The 20,400-nt window shown below is 34.7% G+C and carries 16 protein-coding genes, 1 riboswitch and 1 other annotated feature; of the genes, 1 reads left to right on the top strand and 15 read right to left on the bottom strand.

The window, feature by feature from the left end; genetic code table 11:
• Positions 1–51: 51 nt before the first annotated feature.
• The 13 genes from rplI to hutP form a co-directional block, all read right to left on the bottom strand.
• A complete protein-coding gene (gene rplI / locus LQ694_RS03010; protein ID WP_048542849.1) occupies positions 52–498 on the bottom strand; it encodes a 50S ribosomal protein L9 in 447 nt (148 codons plus the stop codon).
• The gene (locus tag LQ694_RS03005) at positions 498–2,462 is read right to left on the bottom strand and encodes a DHH family phosphoesterase (protein ID WP_058611726.1); all 1,965 of its coding nucleotides are present in this window, start codon (positions 2,460–2,462) and stop codon (positions 498–500) included. The genes rplI and LQ694_RS03005 overlap by 1 nt, the downstream gene beginning before the upstream one ends.
• 14 nt (positions 2,463–2,476) lie before the next feature.
• A complete protein-coding gene (locus tag LQ694_RS03000) occupies positions 2,477–3,394 on the bottom strand; it encodes a DUF2232 domain-containing protein (RefSeq protein WP_227532185.1) in 918 nt (305 codons plus the stop codon).
• An 81-nt stretch (positions 3,395–3,475) separates the two neighbouring features.
• Positions 3,476–4,444, bottom strand: a complete 969-nt coding sequence (gene metX / locus LQ694_RS02995) for a homoserine O-acetyltransferase MetX (protein ID WP_167739966.1) — start codon at positions 4,442–4,444, stop codon at positions 3,476–3,478.
• A gap of 70 nt (positions 4,445–4,514) precedes the next feature.
• Positions 4,515–4,616: riboswitch (SAM riboswitch) on the bottom strand.
• Between the two features lie 66 nt (positions 4,617–4,682).
• Entirely contained in the window at positions 4,683–5,009 is a 327-nt protein-coding gene (locus LQ694_RS02990; protein WP_037589489.1) for an AzlD domain-containing protein, read from the bottom strand.
• Entirely contained in the window at positions 5,006–5,650 is a 645-nt protein-coding gene (locus tag LQ694_RS02985) for an AzlC family ABC transporter permease (protein ID WP_049320762.1), read from the bottom strand. Before LQ694_RS02985 ends, LQ694_RS02990 begins: the two co-directional genes overlap by 4 nt.
• A gap of 565 nt (positions 5,651–6,215) precedes the next feature.
• Positions 6,216–6,731, bottom strand: coding sequence for a YceI family protein (locus tag LQ694_RS02980; RefSeq protein ID WP_196968590.1), 516 nt, complete (start codon positions 6,729–6,731; stop codon positions 6,216–6,218).
• Between the two features lie 132 nt (positions 6,732–6,863).
• Positions 6,864–8,141 (bottom strand): serine--tRNA ligase, encoded by a 1,278-nt coding sequence (gene serS, locus LQ694_RS02975; protein WP_048542858.1) that lies wholly within the window; start codon positions 8,139–8,141, stop codon positions 6,864–6,866.
• A gap of 63 nt (positions 8,142–8,204) precedes the next feature.
• Positions 8,205–8,400 (bottom strand) — a binding site (T-box leader).
• A 48-nt stretch (positions 8,401–8,448) separates the two neighbouring features.
• Positions 8,449–9,690 (bottom strand): imidazolonepropionase, encoded by a 1,242-nt coding sequence (hutI, locus tag LQ694_RS02970; RefSeq protein WP_196968589.1) that lies wholly within the window; start codon positions 9,688–9,690, stop codon positions 8,449–8,451.
• Complete coding sequence (gene hutU, locus LQ694_RS02965) at positions 9,683–11,350, bottom strand: urocanate hydratase (protein WP_196968588.1); 1,668 nt, start codon at positions 11,348–11,350, stop codon at positions 9,683–9,685. Before hutU ends, hutI begins: the two co-directional genes overlap by 8 nt.
• A gap of 17 nt (positions 11,351–11,367) precedes the next feature.
• Entirely contained in the window at positions 11,368–12,678 is a 1,311-nt protein-coding gene (locus tag LQ694_RS02960; RefSeq protein WP_196968587.1) for a YjiH family protein, read from the bottom strand.
• A gap of 27 nt (positions 12,679–12,705) precedes the next feature.
• Positions 12,706–14,190 (bottom strand): histidine ammonia-lyase, encoded by a 1,485-nt coding sequence (gene hutH, locus LQ694_RS02955; RefSeq protein WP_196968586.1) that lies wholly within the window; start codon positions 14,188–14,190, stop codon positions 12,706–12,708.
• Positions 14,191–14,284: 94 nt separating this feature from the next.
• A complete protein-coding gene (gene hutP / locus LQ694_RS02950) occupies positions 14,285–14,722 on the bottom strand; it encodes a hut operon transcriptional regulator HutP (RefSeq protein WP_049320723.1) in 438 nt (145 codons plus the stop codon).
• A 222-nt stretch (positions 14,723–14,944) separates the two neighbouring features.
• On the opposite strand from hutP, the gene LQ694_RS02945 reads away from it, so the two are divergent.
• A complete protein-coding gene (locus LQ694_RS02945) occupies positions 14,945–15,754 on the top strand; it encodes an NAD(P)H-hydrate dehydratase (RefSeq protein ID WP_025906240.1) in 810 nt (269 codons plus the stop codon).
• A gap of 73 nt (positions 15,755–15,827) precedes the next feature.
• Here the strand turns inward: LQ694_RS02945 and gyrA are convergent, their stop codons facing one another.
• Together gyrA and gyrB are read right to left on the bottom strand one after the other, a co-directional pair.
• The gene (gene gyrA, locus LQ694_RS02940; RefSeq protein ID WP_065381404.1) at positions 15,828–18,428 is read right to left on the bottom strand and encodes a DNA gyrase subunit A; all 2,601 of its coding nucleotides are present in this window, start codon (positions 18,426–18,428) and stop codon (positions 15,828–15,830) included.
• Between the two features lie 33 nt (positions 18,429–18,461).
• A complete protein-coding gene (gene gyrB / locus LQ694_RS02935; RefSeq protein WP_025906237.1) occupies positions 18,462–20,384 on the bottom strand; it encodes a DNA topoisomerase (ATP-hydrolyzing) subunit B in 1,923 nt (640 codons plus the stop codon).
• Positions 20,385–20,400: the final 16 nt, after the last annotated feature.

The following is a 20,400-nucleotide window of genomic DNA, read 5'->3' as shown; positions in this document are numbered from 1 at the left end:
ACGCATTAAAATAGGTCGGTAAATCAAATACCGACCATTTTATTGATGCCTTTATTCTTCAACAACATGTACTTTTAATGTGCCAGAAACTTTGTTGTGTAGTTTAATTGGTACATTTGTATAACCTAAACTGTGAATACCATTTGGTAAGTCCATTTTACGTTTATCAACTTTGATTTGGTGTTGTTTATCTAATGCTTGCGTAATTTGTTTCGTACTTACTGATCCAAATAATTTACCGCCTTCACCTGTTTTAGCCGGAATTTTAACTTCTAATTCTTTAAGTTTTTCCGCAAGTGCTTTAGCATCTTCTATTTCTTGTTGTTTGATTTCTTCTTGACGTTTGTTTTGTTGTTCTAATTGTTTTAGGTTTCCAGGTGTCGCTTCTACAGCATAATTATTTTTAATTAAATAGTTTTGGCCATATCCTACTGGTACGTCTTTCACTTCACCTTTTTTACCTTTACCTTTAACATCTTGTGTGAAAATAACTTTCATTATTCTTCCACTCCTTTTTCATCTGATTCAACAACCTGAATTAATGACTCGATTGCTTTTTCTACTGTTGTATTTTTAATTTGTGTTGCAGCATTGGATAAGTGCCCGCCTCCACCAAGCGCTTCCATCGTTAATTGTACGTTAACTTCTCCTAACGAACGGGCAGAAATACCAATTGTATCTTCTGACCTTCTTGCTACTACATAAGATGCTTCTACACCTTCTAAGCCAAGCAACTCATCTGCTGCTTGTGCAACTGTAACGGGGTGATACGTTTCATGATCTTCACCATGCGCAATTGCGACACCACCGTGGAATAATTTAACCGTCTTAATTAAGTCTGAACGTTTAATATACGTATCGATATCGTCTTTTAAGAAGTGCTGGCAAAGAATGGTATCTGCACCATGACTTCTTAAAAAGCTCGCAGCATCAAATGTTCTTGATCCTGTTCTTAATGTGAAGTTACGTGTATCCACAATAATACCGGCTAACATAATCGTTGATTCGATTCTCGTTAAACGATGTTCCGTTGGTTGATATTCTAACAACTCTGTAACAAGCTCAGCTGTCGAACTTGCATAAGGTTCCATATACACAAGTAATGGACTTGAGATAATACTTTCGCCTCGACGATGATGGTCAATGACGACTTTTCTGTTTGCTTTATTAAGCAAGTTCTCATCGATTACAAGTTCAGGTTTATGTGTATCTACGACAACGAGTGTTGTACGTGGTGTCATTTCATGCCATGCTTCTTCTGATGTAATAAATCTTTCTTTCAAATCAGGCTTCTCGTCTATTTCAGCCATCACACGTTCTAATGTACTATCAATATCCGAATCGTTTAATACAATATATGATTCGAGATTGTTCATTTTCGCAATACGAGATACACCGATTGCTGCGCCGATTGCATCCATATCTGGTGATTTATGGCCCATAATGATTACTTTGTCGCCTTCAATTAAAATATCTCGTAACGCATGGGATATCACACGTGCACGTACTCTCGTTCTTTTTTCCATCGGGTCAGTCTTACCACCGTAGAATCTCACGTTACCATTACTATTTTTAATGGCTACTTGGTCACCACCACGGCCGAGTGCTAAGTCTAAACTTGATTGTGATAGTTCACCTAACTCAATTAAGTTCTCACTACCTTCACCAATACCGATACTCAGTGTTAATTGATGACCGATGTCTCTAGTCTTATCTCTTAAATCATCTAATAAGTTGAACTTCAACGTTTCGATATCTTCTAATATACTCTTGTTTAATAACGCTATAAATTGATCAGCACTATAACGTTTAATAAACAATTGATAACGTGATGACCAGTCATCTATAACACTTGTAATCAGACTATTAATTTCTGAACGTTGAGAGTCATTCATGTTCTGTGTAATTTCATCAAAGTTATCTAAGAAAATAGTTGCTATGATTGGTTTTTCATTTTCATATAATTCATATACACGGGAAGATTCAGTAATATCAAACAAATAGATAGACTGTTCATCTTCAGTATAAGTGACTTTATATTTGTATGATCCTTCTTCAATCTCTACTTCTGAAGTATTTTCTAATCTTTTTAAGATATTCGGAAATACTTCGTTAATTGGTTCGTCTAAAACGTCTCGTTCTAATCGTTTATTAACAAAATTATTAATCCATTCGATATGATTATTTTTGTCTAATAATATGACGCCTATTGGTAAGTCACTGACTGCACTTGTTTTACTTTTCGTAATTCTACCGGCTAAACTCCCAATATATAAATCTAATTTCAAAAAGCTCTGTCTAACAAAAAATATGCTTACTGCAATTAGAATTATCGTAGCAACCGTCGAAATAATCGCCCAAAATATTGAATTAAAAAAACTGAATACGACTAGCACCAAAGCTAATATCATCATAATAATGTACGGAAATATTAGGGCTTTTTTAACAGATTGACGGTTCATAAACTCACCTCAATTTACTTTTTTATACGTTGTTTCAAGTTAAACCAAATGTCCATTAATCCGAATAAGTACGCAAACGGTTTAAATATAAATGCCAATACAAAGATGATGACACCTACTATAATTGGTAATTTTTTAACTTTTACAAATAAATGGAACAACGATAATGCTTGTATAAATATAACCCATTCTAACACAAATTGTAAGTTAGTGACTATGCCATACGCCACTACATTATCTTTCGTGACAAACAAACTCACAAGTACTGTAATCACAAAAACGAATGCAACGCTTCTGTTGATTTGCCACATAAATAATGGTCTGAACACAGGTGTTGCGACTTTGAATTTTCTTAAAATCGGAAACGTCACAACTAAATTCACAAGCACTAATAAGAATACCCATAATACTATATACCCAGGAATGCTCGCTTGTAATATTTCTAATGAAACTTGTAAAGATTCTTCAATTTCAGTTGTTATATTACCACCCATTTGAAAATACGACACTAATACATCATGGTACTGATTAAAGAACTTGCTCGTTAAAGGTAAGTTTCCCGTAATTTGTAAAATTAACACACTACCTATCGTTAAAATACTCATAAATGTTGTCACTAAGTACAACATACGTTCTTTAGATGTACGCTCAATAAGTAACTGCCCAATAAATACACTCATAAAAATAACAAGTGTCATGGCAGTTAATAAGAATACATGATTAAATAACACAGTTGCACATAACGTTATGACAACCGTCACAAAAAAGGACGGTTTAGAGCGATACCAAAGAATCGTTCCTGGTATCGTAATAAATGGTATGATCAATATTGCTAATAATGGTACAAAGTTTATAATAGCTGCACTTAGAACTAGTATAAGTGTTGCTATGATTGTCGCTTTTATATCGACTTTAAAAGACAAATTTTTCACTTCCCAATCTAAATTAAACATCTTTCTCTATTTTACAGATTTTTATCCTTTAAAACAATGTAGGTGACTTTTAAGTTGATATCAGCGTGCTTTAAATTTATATAATTTTAAGAAATGATAAACGTTAGGTGCCCAATCTCCAAAATTCAATAAAAACCCATCATGGCCCACGTTGTCTGGCACATAGAAATGTCTATGATACTTAAAGAATCGACCTAAAGCTCTCACTTGGTCATCTGGATATAATAAATCATCCGCAAATCCTAATGTTAATACTTTCGTTTCTAGTTGAAGTAGACGTTCCTCAACATCATCTCGTCCTCTAAATATGTCGTGACTGTCTAAAACATCTAACAATGTTAAATAGCAGTCTTTGTTAAATACTTCTTTAAATTTATTGCCTTGATATTTTTGGTAGCTTACAACATCATCTGCAGAAAATCTTGATTCGTAATCTTTACTTGAACGATACGTTAAAAAGCCAAGTTGTCTTGCGATGCTTAAACCATCTTGTCCGTTCATATGAATGACTTGTCTTGCAATCTCATTAAACGCTCTACTATATGATGAAGTCTTCTCTGTAGCAGCTAATATGACTGCTTTTTTCACTTCAATCGAACCGTCATAAAGCATTTCTAACGTTTGCATACCACCTAAGGATCCACCAATTAATACATCAATTTTTTCATAGCCAAATTGTTTCAATCCTAATATGTTTGCTTTCGCAACATCTCTCATCGTCAAATGTTCCGGGAAATTTGGAGTATTCAATCTTGAACTTGATCCATAAGGACTGCCAATTACATTAAATGTTATAAATTGATAATCATTAATTGAAAGGTAACCGCCATCTATAATTTCACGCCACCAACCTGCATGCTCATCATCACCATATGTTAAATGGTTGCCTGTTAGCGCATGACAAACTACAACGAGTGGCTGGCCTTTATAACCCACATACTCATATTGAAGTTTCAAGTTATCAATCACTTCACCAGATTCTGTTTCAAAATGTCCAAGATCTACTACGCCTGTTTCTCGAGAAATAATCACATTAAAACCCCCTCTTATTTAAATTGAAAGACTTCTTACTCGTCAAAGAAGTAAGAAGTCCTCATCATCCTTATTATGCGAGTATACTCGTTGGTAGTAGCACCGTATCTGTTATGACCGGTTGCTGAAGTGTCGTCGGGCCAATTCCCTCAACTTCTCTGAATAAGCTTTGCTATATAATTTATATTAAGAATACTAGAAATGAGCATTTCTTTCAATAAGTTAACGAATGAAATTAAAAGACTAATCTCACAATCGCCATAATAAACATACCGGCTATAACTGTAATCGTTAAACTTCTAAATATGAGTGCTATTAGAATCGTTGGTATCGCGACTATAATACTCTCAAAATTTAAAGTAAACCCCGCATTGCCTTCTTGATTTAACATGCCTTCTAGTATTAATGCCGTAAAGAGACATACTGGCACATATTGTAACCACTTGATCACACTTTCAGGTAAGTCTGCTTTTGATAACAATACAAATGGAGAAACACGGATAATCCAAGTTAAAACAAAACAACTTAAAGTAATTAAAATTAAATACATCGATATACTCATTTATCAAACACCACCCCTACGACAGAAGCAATAATTGTCGACACAATAATGGATAAATAAGTTGGCATAAATAATGTCAGAATAAGCATGCATACAATCGTTAATAATATTAAATAAAGATATACTAAGACTTTGCTTTTATGTATCGTTTCAAACTGAGCAATTAATAAAAATATAAACATCGCTGTTAAAGCATAATCGAGGCCAAACATTTCAGGTTTAGGTATTAAGTTACCGACTAAACCGCCAATAATAGATGTGACAATCCATAATAAATAAGCTGAAATATTTAAACCATGCATCCAAGTCGCATTGAGCGATTTCTCTTTCGCATATTTCGTAATCGCAACACCGAATGACTCATCCGTTACAAGTGTGCCTATTCCTATATTCGACCAAAAACCATTTCCTTTAAATGCTGGGACTAAAGCCAAACTTTGAAGAAACATTCTTGAGTTAACAAAAAATACCGTCAATAGAATTGCTGAAATAGGGGAGTGGATGGCGACCAACGCACATATAATAAATTGAGCAGCACCCGCATAGACAAAAATAGACAACAATGCAATTTCCAAAATAGATAAACCAGATGAAATACCGACGATACCAAAAGCTAATGCAACACTAAAGTATCCAAGCATAGTTGGTATACAATCTTTAACACCTTGAAGAAACAAACCTTTATTCGTAATACTCGTACTTGTCACAACGATGCCTCCAATCTACAGTTAAAGGTAAGTCTAACGTTTGTCTAACCTCAATCTTACTTACCTCTAAAGAATTTTAATATGTATTAGTTTTATCATACCTATATTACTTTATCAATAACACTTGATTAAATATTCGGAAAATAATTAATCAATTTGATACTGGATTAATCATTTAGGCTTAGATGGCCATAGATGATTAAGTCTTCGTGCGTTATGCCCTTATTTTGTATCTTAGCGCACGATATCTCCCAGTCTTCGTGCGTTATACCCTGATTTTGTACCTTAGCGCACGATATCACTCAGTCTTCGTGCGTTATACCCTGATTTTATACCTTAGCGCACGATATCTCCCAGTCTTCGTGCGTTATACCCTGATTTTGTACCTTAGCGCACGATATCTCCCAGTCTTCGTGCACTTATACCCTTATCTCAAACCATATAAAAAACAGCAGAAATTCAATTAAATGAATTTCTACTGTTTGATTATCTATATAAATTATTCACTTAAACCGAATTCTGCACTTGCTTCGAATTTAACATCTCTACCGATCATCACGCCACCAGTTTCTAATGCTTGGTTAAATGATACGCCGTATTTTTCACGGTCGATTTTACCAGTTACTGCGAAACCTGTTACTGTTTCACCATTTAATGGGTTTTTACTTACGCCGTTGAAATCAACGTCAAATGTTTCTTCGTGTGTTACGCCAGCGATTGTTAAATCACCTGTAATTGAATCTTCACTGATTGATTTTGATTCAAATGTAATATTTGGATTTTCATCTGCACTAAAGAAGTCAGCTGATTTTAAGTGAGCGTCACGGTCAGCGTTTTTAGTGTTGATTGAATCTGCTTTTATTGTAACTGTTGCTTTTAATGTAGAAAGGTCATTAATATCTCCTGATACTTCTACGTTATAATCATCAAAAGTACCTTTAACGCGAGATACCATTAAATGTTTTACTGTAAATTCTAAACTACTGTGTGCTTTGTCGAAATTAAAATTAGTCATCTGTCAAAACTCCCTTTATTTATTTATTTATTTTGTATACTTAGTATATCAAATATAAAAAGTATATTCAAGCATTAAATCAAAAAAAGAGTAACCAATATATGATTACCCTTTTTGTGAGATTTAACTCACTTATAATTCAATTGTTTTTAAGCCGCCCATAAATGGTACTAATACTTCAGGTACAGTGATTGTACCGTCTTCATTTTGGTAGTTTTCAACGATTGCAGCAAATGTACGACCTACTGCTAATCCACTTCCGTTTAGTGTGTGTACGTATTCTGGTTTCGCATCTTTGCTTCGTTTAAATCTTATATTTGCTCTTCGTGCTTGGAAATCTGTCATATTTGAACATGAACTGATTTCTTTATAATCGTTGTAACTTGGTAGCCATACTTCTATATCATATGTTTTAGAACTTCCAAATCCAATATCCCCTGTACATAAGTTCACAGTTCTGTATGGTAATTCTAAAGCTTGTAAAATATTTTCAGCGTGTTGAGTTAATTCTTCTAGTGCTTTAAATGAATCTTCAGGTCTTTCATATCTCACCATTTCAACTTTATTAAATTGGTGTAATCTAATTAAACCTCTTGTATCTCTACCTGCTGATCCAGCTTCACTTCTGAAACATGCAGATTGCCCTGTAAATTTAATTGGGAATTGTTCATCTTGTAACACTTCATCACGGTAGAAGTTTGTTAAAGGTACTTCAGCAGTTGGAATTGTATATAATCCTTCTTTTTCTACTTTAAATAAATCTTCTTCAAATTTAGGCAATTGGCTAGTACCAAACATAGAATCTGCGTTTACAAGTTGAGGCACCATCATTTCAGTATAACCATGTTGCGTTGTATGCATTGTTACCATGAAGTTCATAAGTGCTCTTTCAAGTTGTGCACCTTGACCTGTTAAGAATACGAAGCGTGCACCTGATACTTTAGCAGCTCTTTCAAAGTCTGCCATCTTAAGATTTTCAACTAAATCCCAGTGCGCTTTAGATTCAAAATCAAATTGACGTGGTGTACCCCATTTACGTACTTCTACATTATCATCTTCATCTTTACCGACTGGTGTTTCATCACTAATTAAATTAGGAATTCTTACTAATCTGTACGTAACATCTTCATTTAATTGATTTAAATTTTGGTCGATTTCTTTAATTTGATCGCCAACTTGACGCATTTCTAAAATAACATCGTCTGCATTTTCTTTATTGCGTTTCTTCTGCGCAATTTCACCGCTTACTTTATTACGACGTGATTTAAGTTCTTCTGTTTGAGCAATGAGTTCACGGCGTTTTTTGTCTAATTCTAAAATTTCATCGATGACCTTTGGATCGTCACCTCTTTTGGCTACTTTATCTTTAACAAATTCCGGTTCAGACCTAATTAATCTTATGTCTAACATAATATTTCCTCCCTCTTATACTATAATTGTTTAAGAAAAAAGCACCACGTTCCTCGTTGTTACACAAGGGACGTGGTGCTTACGCGTTGCCACCCTATTTAACAGTTATTAAAAACTGCACTCTAAGTCATATAACGGTTTCTACCGATTGTTCTTCTTAAAAGGATAGATTCGTTTAAGTTTCATGACTTGTTTACACCAACCACAAGCTCTCTATACATGTACGCTTAAATTACTTATTCCTAAACAATATAGTTATTAAATTAACATAAATATATCAAATTGATATCATATTTTCAAGCTATACTTATGATTCAGTCAAGAGACCTGTGTTTTCATAGACTTTTTTGCCGTTAATGATGACTGTTTCGGCATGATTTACACCGTAATGATATGGTAAATATTCATGGTTTGGAATATCCCATACAACTACATCAGCTTGATCACCAACTTCAAGAGTACCTGCTTCTGCATCAATTGCTTTAGCTGCATTAACTGTAACAGCATTCCAAATTTCATTAGGCGTAAGCTTAAGCTTTAATGCCGCAATGCTCATTACAAGTTGAAGATTGTCCGTAACACAGCTACCTGGATTGAAGTCTGTCGCAATTGCAACAGCACCATTATGATTAATCATACCTCTTGCATCTGCATATTGATCTTTACCTAAATAGAACGTTGTGCCTGGCAATAATACAGCTACAGTGTCACTGTCTTTTAACGCTGCCTTATCTTCTTCACTAGAAGCTACGAGATGGTCTGCAGATATTGCACCTTCATCTATCGCTAACCCTAGTCCACCAAGTGGATCGATTTCATCAGCATGAATTTTAACTTTTAAACCTTTATCTTTTGCTGCTTGCATATAACGTCTTGATTCATCAATTGTGAACACACCTGTTTCACAGAAGATATCCGCGAAGTCAGCTTTATCTTTCACATCATCTAATAAATCAATCATTTCTTGTAAGAATGTTGCATTGTCTTTCGCATCTTTAGGCACTGCGTGTGGTCCTAAAAATGTATGTTTCATTCGAATCGGTAAGTCTTGCGCTAATTGATGTGCCACATTTAATTGTTTTAATTCAGTTGCTTTATCTAAACCGTAACCACTTTTAGCTTCTACAGTTGTCGTACCGAATTGAATCATTCTAATAATTTCTTTTTTAGATTTTTCGTATAGTGTTTCTTCACTTGATTCACGAGTCGCTTCAACCGTACTTAAAATACCGCCACCTTGTTTCAAGATATCAAGATAACTTACCCCTTGTTGTTTAAGTGCCATTTCATGTTCTCTAGATCCACCAAACACTAAGTGTGTATGTGCGTCTACTAAGCCTGGTGATACGACTTTATGAGTGGCATCAATGACTTCTTTAGCTTCAAATTCTTCAGTATGATCACCTGCATAAACGACTTTACCTTCATTTATAACAACTGTGCCATTCTTGATAATATTTAATTCATTTAAAGCTTTCCCTTTAAGAGGTCCGTCAGTCTTCTTCGGTAAAATTAATTCGCCTATATTTTGGATTATGATATCATTCATGGTTATCTTTCTCCTTTAACATTGGAATATCTACGTTTCTTTCTTTTGCAGTATCAATTGCAATGTCATACCCTGCATCAGCATGTCTTGCTACTCCCATACCTGGGTCAGTTGTTAATACTCTGCCTAGTCTTCTATCAGCACGTTCACTACCGTCTGCTACAACGACCATACCAGCGTGTAATGAGTATCCCATACCTACACCGCCACCATGGTGAACTGAAATCCAAGAACCACCAGCAGCTGTGTTTACAAGTGCATTTAAGATTGCCCAGTCACCTACAGCATCTGATCCGTCTTTCATTGATTCTGTTTCTCTATTTGGTGATGCTACTGAACCTGAATCTAAGTGGTCACGTCCAATAACGATTGGTGCTGATATTTCACCTTTTCTAACAAGTTCATTTAATGCTAATCCCATTTTTGCACGTTCGCCATAACCAAGCCATGCAATTCTTGAAGGTAAGCCTTGGAAAGCAATTTTTTCACTTGCCATATCTAACCAACGCATTAATTTTTCATCTTCAGGGAAAAGTTCGCGCATTAATTCGTCTGCTCTTTCAATATCTTTAGGGTCACCACTTAAAGCAGCAAATCTAAACGGTCCTTTACCTTCACAGAATAATGGACGGATATATGCAGGTACAAATCCTGGGAAATCAAATGCGTTTTCTAAACCTTCATCAAAAGCTACTTGTCTAATATTATTACCATAGTCAAATGCTACAGCACCATTTTTTTGGAATAATAACATTGCTTCTACATGTTTTTTCATAGATGCTGAAGATAATTCAACATATTTTTTAGGGTCACTTTCACGTAGTTTGTCCGCTTCTTCAAGTGAATATCCTTCAGGAACATAACCATTTAATGGATCATGTGCAGAAGTTTGGTCAGTTACAATATCAATTTTAAATCCTCTATTTAAAATTTCATGATGAACTTCAGCAGCATTACCGACTAAACCAATTGATAAAGGTTTACCGGCTTTTTTAGCTTCTTCTGCTTTTTCTAAAGCTTCATCTAATGAATCTGTCATAACATCGCAATATCTTGTTTCGATACGTTTTTCAATTCTAGACGGATCGACGTCTACACAGATAGCGACCCCACCATTCATCGTTACAGCTAATGGTTGCGCACCACCCATACCGCCTAATCCAGCTGTTAACGTAATCGTACCTTTTAATGATCCTCCAAAATGCTGGTTCGCACATTCAGCAAACGTCTCGTAAGTACCTTGAACAATACCTTGAGAACCGATATAAATCCAGCTACCAGCAGTCATTTGACCGTACATCATAAGCCCTTTTTTATCTAATTCATGGAAATGTTCCCAGTTAGCCCATTTAGGTACTAATACAGAGTTTGATAATAATACACGAGGTGCTTCTTCATGCGTTTTGAAAACAGCAACTGGCTTACCAGATTGAACAAGCATCGTTTCATCATTCTCTAATCTTCTTAACGTATCAACAATCGCGTCGAAACTTTCCCAGTTACGCGCAGCTTTACCAATACCACCATATACAACTAACTTCTCAGGATGTTCCGCAACCTCAGGATCAAGGTTGTTGTATAACATTCTTAGAACCGCTTCTTGTTCCCAACCTTTACACTCAATTTCTAAACCTTTTTTCGCTTTAATTGCTCTAGACATATCTCATTTCCCCTTTTCTAAAATATTAATAAACTAAATGGTATTGCAATTAATAAAGTAAGTGCAACACGGATAAACCAAATCACTACTAACTTCCATATTGGAATTTTGATATCTGTTGCTAAAATACAAGGTACCAAAGCAGAGAAGAATATAATTGCTGAGATACTTGTAATTGCTGTAACAAACTTCACTTCAATTGATGCTTTAACAACTAGAAGAGAAGGTAAAAACATTTCTATAATTGAAATCGTTGAAGCTTTTGCTAATAACGGTTTATCATCTATTGGAAAAATATAAATAAATGGATAAAATATATAACTTAGCCAATCAATAATAGGTGTGAAATTAGCTAATACTAAACCTAGAAATCCGATTGATAGGATAGAGGGTAGTATAGCCATTGTCATCTCTATACCATCTTTTAAATTGGTCATGATATTTTTAAATAATGTTAATGATTGGTGTGATTGTCTTTTTGCTTCTGCATAAGCTGTTTTAATATAACTACCTTGGACTTTTACTTCTTTTTGACCTTCTTGGTTATTGTAATATGCTTCCGATTCTCTTGAAATCGGTGGTAGATGTGCAGAAATTGCAGTCACAGCAAATGTAATAACTAATGTCGACCAAAAGAATAAATTCCACATATCCATTATATTTAGTGTCCTTGCGACAATTACCATAAATGTTGCTGACACTGTAGAAAATCCAGTCGCAATGATAACTGCTTCTTTCTTGTTATACATGCCATCTTTATACACTCTATTTGTAATCAATAAGCCTAATGAGTAACTTCCAACGAATGAAGCTACTGCATCAACAGCAGACTTTCCAGGTGTCTTAAATATTGGTCTCATAATAGGTTGCATAAAGACCCCAATAAATTCTAAGAGTCCATAACCTACTAAAAATGATAATGCAATGGCACCTACAGGAATCAATATACTTAGTGGTAACATTAACTTTTCAAATAAGAATGGCCCATAGTTAGGCTGAAATAATAGTTTCGGTCCTATATTAAAGACGTACATATACCCTATTATTGCACCGATGATTTTCACGACAACTAAAATAAAATCTGTCACTGACTTTTTAAAATCCATTCTTATGATAGGTAATATTGCGCCAATTAATATAATGATTAAAGCATAATAAGCAGTATATCCTCCTAATAATGAACGCAATGATAAATGTATATGGTCTACTAGTATCGTATTATTCTTACCAATCGTTATAGGAACAAAAAATAATATAATTCCTAATAAACTAAATACATAAAACCTCCACATATCCTTACCTTTGTTGTTTAGTTGTTTATTATTCATCACAACACCCCTTTGTTTGTTAAATGATTATCTTAAATATTCACAAACTTTCTCTATATCATGATGGAATACTCTATCTTGTGTTATTGAAGGAACAATCGCTCTTAATTCATCGTATTTCTCTTTTGTCTTAGGCGACAGTTTCTCTACCCCTTTAATTTCTACAGCTTGTAAAGCGATGATACACTCTATTGAAATGACTCTTCTTACATTTTGGATTATCTGATAAGCATGTCTAGCACCAATCGTTCCCATTGATACATGGTCTTCTTGGTTTGCAGATGATGGTATTGAATCAACGCTTGCTGGATGTGCTAATGTCTTATTCTCTGAAACGAGTGATGCTGCTGCATATTGCATAATCATAGCACCACTTTGTAATCCTGGCTCTGGACTTAAGAATGCTGGTAAGCCTCCATTGAGTTGTGGATTAACTAATCTTTCAAGTCTTCTTTCTGATACATTCGCTAACTCAGCGACACCTATTTTTAAGAAATCAACGGCAAATGCAATGGGTTGCCCGTGGAAGTTACCGCCTGAGATTACGAGTGTTTCATCATCTTTATCAAATATTAATGGATTATCATTTGCTGCGTTCATTTCTAATTCTAATTTTTCTTTTACATAATTTAATACTTGGAAGCTTGCGCCGTGTATTTGCGGTATACATCTCAATGTATATGCATCTTGTACGCGCACTTCACCTTGTCTAGTTGTTAATTTAGAACCTTCTAACCAATTTCTCATACGCTCTGCTACTTCAACTTGTTCATTAAAGTTTCTGACGATATGCACATGTTCATCATATGCGTCTACGATACCGTTTAATGCTTGATGTGTTAATGCAGCAATCCATTCTGCATGATATGCAATATTTTCAGCTTCAATATATGCAATTACACCTTGAGATGTCATCGCTTGTGTACCGTTTATAAGGGCTAATCCTTCTTTCGCTTGTAACGAATGTGGTTCCAATCCTACTTCGTGTAAGACTTCTTTCGCATTTCTAGTTTCACCTTTATAACGGACATCTCCTTCACCAATTAACGCTAAAGCTAAGTGAGATAATGGTGCTAAATCTCCTGAAGCACCTAATGATCCTTGCTCAGGTATGACAGGAATAATTCTTCGATTGATAAATTCTACTAGTAACGAAACAAGTTTTTCTGTTACACCTGAATGGCCTTTTAACATCGTATTTAACCTTAAGACCATCATGATTAATGACACATTATCTGGAAAAGGTTTACCCGTACCACATGAATGAGAACGGATTAAATTGACTTGTAAATCGTTGTATTTTTCTTTTTCTATTAATACATCACTAAATAATCCAAAACCTGTCGTAATACCATAAATCGTTTCTTTATTTTTAATGATTTTCTCTACTGTTTCACGACTTTTTCTGACATTAACTAACGCTTCTTCCGAAATGGATATTTGACCATCTTCTTCCAAGAATTGTTTAATGTCTTGAATTGTTAAATCTTTACCATTCAATACTAAGTTCACTGAAAACACTCCTTTTTAGGACACAAAAAAATACAACAAATCAAAATTTGTTGCACCTTTCTTATATCTAATATCTAGTAGGTGTTTCTATGTCTTATATATGATTGATACCTAACCCAATTGTTTCATGTTCTTTACCTTTTATAGGCGCTCCGATTGTACCGTACAAACTCACAGCTATCCATTCACCTTCTGCTTTATCTTGGTAAGGATAACCTCTAACTATTGAAAACTTTAAGCCAACCGTTCGCATAATTTCACCAATAGATAATTCACCTCTTGTAATACCATTCACCGCCTCTAAAATCGCATGGTATAACGCGTGTGTTTCTCTATACTGACTTTCCGAAATAATCCCTTGTCTTCTAGCCGCTGTTTCAACAGATGCAATGATTTTATTTAATGACATTGTGCCAATTTTGCCTACAATAAATTGCATATCATGACATTGAGGCATTAATTGCTTTGCCGTTTGCTCATCTGTGATCGTTAATAACGTAGCGTACTTTCCAATTGATATTTGTTCAGCCATGTGAAAGCTCCTATCTCATCTAATAACTAATGTCTATATTCATATTAAGTATACGCTTTCAAAAATTTTCTGACAATACTTTTTAGAACATCCATAACTCAGTGATTGATTAATATATTAGTCTGTTAAAGTAATTTCTTTGTGATCTTTTAGAAAATACACTGTTCAATTTCAACTTTAAGTGGCATAATAAATCGTACAATTATTTGAAGGTGGGTTAATATGAAGACTATTTCATCTGTCACAATTCCAAAAAGAGAACAAGAATCTCACAAAGGGGATTATGGTAGGATATTATTAATCGGAGGTAATGCTAATTTAGGTGGGGCTATTATTTTAGCAGCTAGGGCATGTGTTTTTAGTGGTAGTGGGCTTATAACCGTTTCTACACATTCATCAAATTTTGCTGCATTACATTCAAGATGTCCTGAAGCAATGGTTTCAGATATCACTGATTTAAAAAAGCTTTCCAAATTAATTGAGCAATCGGATTGTATATTAATTGGTCCAGGTCTCGGTTTAGATTTTAAAGGGAATAACACATTAACATTTCTATTTCAGAATATTCAGCCACACCAAACATTAATTATTGATGGAGATGCTATTACAATTTTAAGTAAGTTAAAGCATACTTTACCTGAATGTGAAATTATCTTTACACCACATCAAAAAGAATGGGAAAGACTGAGTAATATCCCGATTGAAGAACAAACATATGAAAACAATAAAGAAGCGGTTGATGCTTTAAATGCAACAGTCGTATTGAAAAAACATGGTACTGAATTATTCTTTAAAGATCATGAATATAAATTATCTATTGGTACACCTGCTATGGCAACAGGTGGAATGGGAGATACGTTAGCAGGTATGATCACAAGTTTCGTTGGACAATTTGATTTAGAAGAAGCGGTTATTAACGCAACATATATTCACAGTTATATTGGTGAAAAGCTTTCTAAAGATATGTATATCGTACCGCCATCCAAACTTATAGATGAAATTCCCTATGCTATGAAATCATTCGAAGCATAAATATTCAAAATAAAAAAGCATATCACGCTACTGATGCTCGTCAGTAAGCTTGTGATATGCTTCTTTTTATATATTATTCTTCGTCGTTATCTTGTTCTTCGATGTCTTCATTCACACGTTCCATGAAGTCTTCTCTTAAATCTTCTTTACCATCTTGTGTTTCAGTTTCAACAACTTCAGTCTCTGTTGTTTCTTCTAACACACCTTCAACTGGTGATTCTGCAATTTCATTTTCGTCTGGTTCAACTTTAGCTACTGTTGCCACATGTTGATTATCACCTAAACGAATTAATCTTACACCTTGAGCACTTCTACCATTTTGAGAGATATCCGCTACGTGTAGTCTAATAATAACACCTGAATTTGTAACAATCATCAAGTCTTCGTCACCGTTGACAGTTGTGATACAAACTAGGTTACCATTCTTCTCAGTTAGCGTGGCAGTCTTAATACCTTTACCACCTCTATTAGAAATACGATATTGATCAGCTGAAGTACGTTTACCATAACCTTTTTCAGTTACGATGAGTATTTCATCTTGTTGATCTTCATCTGTTACATCTAATCCAATAACTTCATCATCTTCTCTTAATGTAATACCCTTCACACCCGCTGCTGTTCTTCCTAATGGGCGTAATTTAGATTCATCAAAGCGTATCAATGATGCATGTTTCGTACCAATAATGATTTCTTTCGTACCATCAGTCAGTCTAACCGCAATAAGCTCGTCGCCTTCTTTAAAGTTGATTGCAATTTTACCATTTTTGTTAATTCGTGAGAAATTAGATAATTTAGAACGTTTAACTGTACCATGTTTAGTAGCAAAGACTAAGTAATCTTCTTCACTTGATAAGTCTTTAACAGCTATCATTGTACTAATCATTTCATCTTTATCAATTTCTAAAGCATTAACGATTGGTAAGCCTTTAGATTGTCTAGACATTTCAGGAATTTCATAACCTTTAAGTTTGTATACACGACCTTTATTCGTAAAGAATAAGACATTATCATGTGTACTTAATGTTACGAGTTGGCTAACAAAGTCATCTTCTATCGTATTCATACCTTGTACACCACGTCCACCTCTATTTTGTGAACGATATGTAGATACCGGTAATCGTTTAATATAGTTGTTATGACTTAATGAAATAACGATTTGTTCTTCTGGGATTAAGTCTTCATCTTCAATTTGATCAAGACCCGCTGCCGTAATTTCTGTACGACGCTCATCACCATATTTATCTCTTATTTCAGTAATTTCTTCTCGGATGATTTCTAGTAATTTTTCTTCATCACTTAAAATCTCTTTTAATTCTTCAATAAGTTTAAGTAAATCTTGATATTCTTTTTCGATTTTGTCGCGTTCTAAACCAGTTAAACGACGTAAACGCATATCTAAAATCGCTTGCGCTTGTCTTTCAGATAGGTTGAAACGATTTTGTAAACCTTCCATCGCTTCTGAGTCACTTTGTGATTCACGAATTAATGTAATGATTTCATCGATATGATCTAACGCAATTCTTAATCCTTCTAGAATATGCGCTCTATCTTGAGCTTTTTTCAAGTTATATTTCGTACGTCTTGTTACGACATCTTTTTGGTGTTCTAAATAATGATATAGAACGGCACGTAAGCCTAATAATTTAGGTTTACCATCAACTAGTGCAATCATATTCACACCAAATGATGTTTGTAATGGTGTTTGTTTATATAGATTGTTCAGAATAACATTAGCATTTGCATCTTTTCTAACTTCTATAACAATACGTACACCGACTTTTAAGCTTGTTTCATCTCTTAAGTCTGTAATACCTTCAATTTTCTTATCACGCGCTAATTCAGCAATTTTCTCAATTAATCTTGCTTTATTAACTTGGTAAGGTATTTCAGATACGACGATACGTTCCTTACCATTTTTCATAACTTCAATTTCAGAACGAGCTCTCATTAAGATTGATCCACGACCAGTTTCGTATGCACGTCTAATGCCGCTTCTACCCATAATTAAACCAGCTGTTGGGAAGTCAGGACCTTGAACGATATCCATTAACTCATTTGTTGTAATTTCTGGGTTATGACTAAGCGCTAATACGCCGTCTATAACTTCATTTAAGTTATGAGGTGGAATATTTGTTGCCATACCAACTGCGATACCTGATGTACCATTCACCAATAAATTAGGGAATCTTGCAGGTAAGACTACCGGCTCTCTTTCATTTCCATCGTAGTTGTCTTGGAAATCAATCGTATCTTTATTGATATCTCTTAATAATTCACTTGTGATTTTAGCCATACGTGCTTCTGTATAACGCATTGCAGCAGCACCATCACCATCCATAGAACCAAAGTTCCCTTGGCCATCTACTAATGGATATCTATAACTAAAGTCTTGTGCCATACGTACCATTGCTTCATAAATAGATGAGTCACCGTGTGGGTGATATTTACCCATTACGTCACCAACAATACGTGCAGACTTCTTGTAAGGTTTGTCTGAAGTCATACCTTGATCATTCATACCATATAAAATACGTCTATGAACTGGTTTTAAACCGTCTCTAACATCGGGTAATGCACGAGATACAATTACACTCATTGCATAGTCTAAGAATGATTCTTTCATTTCTTTACTGATGTTACGTTCACTAACTCTTGATTGTGGTATTTCAGCCATTAATCATATCCTCCTTAAATCGTAAATGATGCTTTATATATCTAACGTTGCGTATTCGGCATTTTCTTCAATAAATTGACGACGAAACTCAACAACATCTCCCATAAGCATTTCAAAAGTTTCGTCAGCTTCTATCGCATCTGTTAGTGTTACTTGAAGCATTGAACGATGTTCAGGATTCATTGTTGTTTCCCACAATTGATCAGCATTCATCTCTCCAAGACCTTTATAACGTGCTATAGACAATTTCGGTGTTGAGCTAAGTTCTTCTTTTAATTTATCTAATTCTCTATCGTTAAATACATAATATTTTTTCTTACCTTGTTCAACTTTGTATAAAGGTGGTTGTGCAATGTATACATAACCCGCTTCAATAAGTGGTCTCATAAATCTATAGAAGAATGTTAATAATAACGTTCTAATATGGGCACCATCGACATCGGCATCTGTCATGATAACTAATTTATGATATCTCGCTTTACTAATATCAAACTCTCCACCAATACCTGTTCCTAGTCCTGTAATCATGGCACGAATTTCGTTATTACCTAAAATTCTATCTAAACGTGCTTTTTCAACGTTTAAAATCTTACCACGTAACGGTAGAATCGCTTGTGTCTTAGAGTCACGACCTAATTTAGCAGAGCCCCCGGCAGAGTCACCCTCAACGATATATAATTCACATTCTTCAGGTTTCTTACTTGAACAGTCTGCAAGTTTACCAGGTAAGCTTGAAACTTCTAATGCAGATTTACGTCTTGTAACTTCTCTCGCTTTTTTAGCGGCAAGACGTGCTCTAGAAGCCATGACACCTTTATCAACAATAATTCTTGCCACGTTTGGATTCTCTAATAAGAAACGTTCAAAGAGTTCAGAGAATAATTTATCAACGATTTGGCGTACTTCTGAGTTACCTAATTTAGTCTTTGTTTGACCTTCGAATTGAGGATCACCGTGTTTAACAGATACAACAGCTGTCATACCTTCACGTACGTCTTCACCAGATAGCTTTTCTTCGCCTTCTTTAAGAAGCTTATTCTTAATACCATAGCTGTTGATAACACGCGTTAATGCACGTTTAAATCCATCCTCATGCGTACCACCTTCATAAGTATGAATGTTGTTCGCATAAGTTAATAAATTCGTCGCAAAACCATTGTTATATTGAATGGCAATCTCAACTTCTACGTCATCTTTAGTATCGTGAATATAAATTGGCTCATCATATAGTACTTCTTTAGATTTATTTAACATTTCAACATAAGATTTAATACCGCCTTCATAGTGGTATGAATCTTCTTGAATGTTTTCGTCATCTCTTTCATCTCTCAATGAAATTTGGATACCTTTATTTAAGAATGCTAATTCACGAATACGTTTTTGTAATGTTTCATAGTCATATTCAGTTGTTTCAGTAAAGATTTCACCGTCAGCTTTAAAGCGTATTGTTGTACCTGTATGATCTGTGTCACCAATGACTTTCAAATCAAATGCTGGTACACCTCTTTCATACGCTTGATGATAAATTTTATTGTTAAGGTGAACGTAAACTTCTAAATTAGAAGATAACGCATTTACGACAGATGAACCTACACCGTGTAAACCACCAGATACTTTGTATCCGCCACCGCCAAATTTACCACCGGCATGAAGTACTGTTAAGATAACTTCTACAGCAGGACGTCCCATTTTCTCTTGAATATCAACAGGTATACCTCTACCGTTATCTGTTACTTTAATCCAATTGTCCTTTTCTATTACAAGTTCAACATGATCTGCATATCCAGCTAATGCTTCATCGATACTGTTATCTACAATTTCCCAAACGAGATGATGTAATCCTCTTGCAGATGTAGAACCTATATACATACCAGGGCGTTTACGGACTGCCTCTAAACCTTCTAATACTTGTATCTGATCTGCACCATAACTTGAAGCGTTATTTTGTTCTGACACGTATTTCCACCTTCAC

Source organism: Mammaliicoccus sp. P-M58, from assembly GCF_022386165.1.
GTDB classification, from domain to species: Bacteria; Bacillota; Bacilli; order Staphylococcales; family Staphylococcaceae; genus Mammaliicoccus; species Mammaliicoccus sciuri.
This window is presented reverse-complemented; position numbering and strand designations above follow the sequence as displayed.